We start from the raw sequence: 3,178 nt of genomic DNA on the forward strand, positions 1-3,178 counted from the left end.
CGGCGGCGGCATGGGCATCGCCCTCGCGCCGGACGGCACACGGGTGTACGTCGGTGTGCACGTCCCCTCCGGCAACGGCACCCTGGAGACCATCGACACCGCGACCCGCGAGGTCACCGGCACCGCGCCGGTCGGCCGACGGCCCTTCGACGTGGACGTCTCCCGAGACGGCCGCGAGGTCTACGCCATCGGCCACGACTCCTTCGACGTCACCGTCGTGCCCACCGAGGGGCAGGGCGCCCCCCGCCGCGTCGAGGCCGCCCCCTACGGGACCGAGGGCGGCCTCGGCTCCTGGCTGAAACCGCACTACGCGGTCGTGCGGCCCTCCGACGGCCGGCTGCTGCTGCCCTTCGAGGGCGAGCGGCTGCTCGTCGTCGACCCGGCCACCGGCCGCTCGGCGGTCGAGGCGATGACCGCGAACACCCACCAGCACGGCGCTGCGATCACCCCCGACGGCACCCTCCTCGTCGTCGGCACCGGTCCCATCGACCCGGCCGCGGACGAGGGCCCCTCCCTGACCGTGCGCGCCCCGGACGGCGCGGAGACCGTCATCCCCCTCGACGGCCCGCACGAGGACGTCGCCGTGTCCCCCGACGGCCGCACCGCCTACGTCACCGGCGGCTTCACCCGCGACGGCCACTGGGACGGCATCACCGTCGTCGACCTGGAGACACACGAGACCCGCCGGCTCGCGGCGGGTGAACGGCCGCTGGGCATCGCCGTGCTGTGACGCACGGCGATGCCCAGCCCGGGATGCTCCGGAGGCGGATCAGATGAACGAGTTGATCTCGATCGTCTCGTCCCGGCCCGGACCCACGCCGATCGCGGAGATCGGGGCGCCGGACATCTCCTCCAGCGCCTTCACGTACGCCTGGGCGTTCTTCGGCAGGTCGGAGAAGGACTTGGCCGTGCTGATGTCCTCGCTCCAGCCCGGCAGCATCTCGTAGACCGGCTTCGCGTGGTGGAAGTCGGTCTGCGAGTACGGCAGCTCCTCGACGCGCTTGCCGTCGATCTCGTAGGCGACGCAGACCGGGATCTGCTCCCAGCCGGTGAGCACGTCCAGCTTGGTCAGGAAGAAGTCGGTCAGGCCGTTGACCCGGGTCGCGTAACGGGCGATCACCGCGTCGAACCAGCCGCAGCGGCGGTCACGGCCAGTGGTCACACCCCGCTCGCCGCCGATCCGGCGCAGCGCCTCGCCGTCCTCGTCGAACAGCTCGGTCGGGAACGGGCCCGCGCCGACGCGGGTCGTGTACGCCTTGAGGATGCCGATGACGCGGCTGATCCGGGTCGGCCCCACGCCTGCACCGGTGCAGGCGCCGCCCGCGGTCGGGTTCGACGAGGTCACGAACGGATACGTGCCGTGGTCGATGTCCAGCAGGGTGCCCTGGCCGCCCTCGAAGAGCACGACCTTGTCCTCGTCCAGCGCCTGGTTGAGGACCAGCACCGTGTCGGCGACGTACGGCCTGATCTGCTCGGCGTAGCCCAGCAGCTCCTCGACGACCTGCTCCACGGCGATCGCGCGGCGGTTGTAGAGCTTGGTCAGCAGCTGGTTCTTGACGTCGAGCGCCGCCTCGACCTTCTGCTGGAGGATCGACTCGTCGTACAGGTCCTGGACCCGGATGCCCACGCGGTTGATCTTGTCCGCGTAGGTCGGGCCGATGCCGCGGCCGGTCGTGCCGATCTTGCGCTTGCCGAGGAACCGTTCCGTCACCTTGTCGACGGTCACGTTGTACGGCGTGATGATGTGCGCGTTACCGCTGATCAGGAGCTTCGACGTGTCGACGCCGCGCTCGTTCAGCCCGCTCAGCTCGGAGAGCAGGACCGACGGGTCGACTACGACACCGTTACCGATGACCGGCGTGCAGCCGGGGGACAGGATTCCGGAAGGGAGCAGGTGGAGGGCGTACTTCTGGTCACCCACGACTACCGTGTGGCCGGCGTTGTTGCCGCCCTGGTAGCGCACCACATAGTCGACGGAACCACCGAGCAGGTCCGTCGCCTTTCCCTTGCCTTCGTCACCCCACTGAGCACCGAGCAGCACAAGTGCGGGCACGCGCGTACACCCCTTCCGGGCGGGGCATGTCCAAGGTCAGGGGTGTACACCACGCGTGTGCGAGTGATACACCGGCGACCTTCGTTGGCCGCAACCCGTCGGACCGGATGCCCCGGAATAGACGAAGCCCCTGGCGCAATAGCGCAAGGGGCTCTTGCACAAAGATGCTACCCGAGGAAGCGAGGCATGACCGAGGTGGCGACTTCCGCGACGTCCGAGCGGCTGTTGGTGATCATCGATCCGGTCGCCCGGCGAGTGGACCCGGAGTCCGTGCGCATCGCGAAAGACGTGCTCAGCGCGGGTGCCACCACGAAGGTGTGCCTCCCGGACGGCCCGGAGGAATTCATCCGCATGCTGGCCCGGCGCGGCTCCCGCCGGCCGGTGGTGGTCGGCGACGACCGCGCGCTGGTGCGCGCCGTGTCCCTGCTGCACCGGCAGCGGGAGCTGGCCGGATGCGTGCTGTCCATGGTGCCGGTCGGGGCGGGGTCCGGGGTGCTGTCGCTGGCCCGGTCCCTCGGCGTCCCGACGGGTACGGTCGCGGCGGCGCGGGCCGTCCTGGAGGGTGCCGAGCGGCGGCTTGACCTGCTCGTCGACGACAGCGACGGGGTGGTGGTCGGCGCGGTGGGCATCCCTCCGCTCACCGCCGGGCGGGAGGCGCCCGAGGGGGCCACCGCCGTGAGCCGGCCGTGGCTGCGGACCTGCCAGTCGCTGGTCCGGACGCTGGTGCCGGCGCGTCCGGCCCGGGTGACGCCCGCCGCCCTCCCGGCCGCGACCGGGCCCGCCCGGCTGCGGGTGGAGGTGGACGGCGAGACGCTCGTGGACCTCGGCCAGCCGCTGGAGGCGGTGTCGGTCACGCCCGACGGCTCCGGCTCGGCCACCGTGGAGGTCCGCCCCGTGTCGGTCGGCGCCGCGGCGGCACCCCTCCTGGGGACCGGGCGCCGGATCACGGTGTCCGGCGCGGACTTCCGGTACCGGGCCGACGCGGTGGTGGCGGGCCCGGTCCGGCGACGGACGTGGACGGTCTTCGAGGGCGGCCTGGGGCTCACGCTGCCGACGCCGGACTAGGGGGTGTCGTCAAACTCCCGTCGTCGTCCGCAGGACGGCCCTGCGGCGTCCGGTGCGTGC

At 72.0% G+C, this 3,178-nt stretch carries 3 protein-coding genes; 2 read left to right on the top strand and 1 reads right to left on the bottom strand.

Going from position 1 to position 3,178, the window contains the following annotated elements:
• Positions 1-730, top strand: a 730-nt coding sequence (locus tag CCN42_RS32800; protein WP_143662099.1) for a YncE family protein, incomplete at its 5' end; no start/stop codon positions are given.
• A 39-nt stretch (positions 731-769) separates the two neighbouring features.
• On the opposite strand, the gene CCN42_RS32805 is transcribed toward CCN42_RS32800, so the two are convergent.
• Positions 770-2,053, bottom strand: a complete 1,284-nt coding sequence (locus CCN42_RS32805) for an adenylosuccinate synthase (protein WP_086741037.1) — start codon at positions 2,051-2,053, stop codon at positions 770-772.
• A 186-nt stretch (positions 2,054-2,239) separates the two neighbouring features.
• On the opposite strand from CCN42_RS32805, the gene CCN42_RS32810 reads away from it, so the two are divergent.
• Positions 2,240-3,118: a diacylglycerol kinase family protein gene (locus CCN42_RS32810; protein WP_086741039.1), complete on the top strand. Its 879-nt coding sequence runs from the start codon at positions 2,240-2,242 to the stop codon at positions 3,116-3,118.
• Positions 3,119-3,178 lie beyond the last annotated feature (60 nt).

The sequence above is a fragment of the Streptomyces glaucescens genome, assembly GCF_002154375.1.
Lineage (GTDB): Bacteria > Actinomycetota > Actinomycetes > Streptomycetales > Streptomycetaceae > Streptomyces > Streptomyces glaucescens.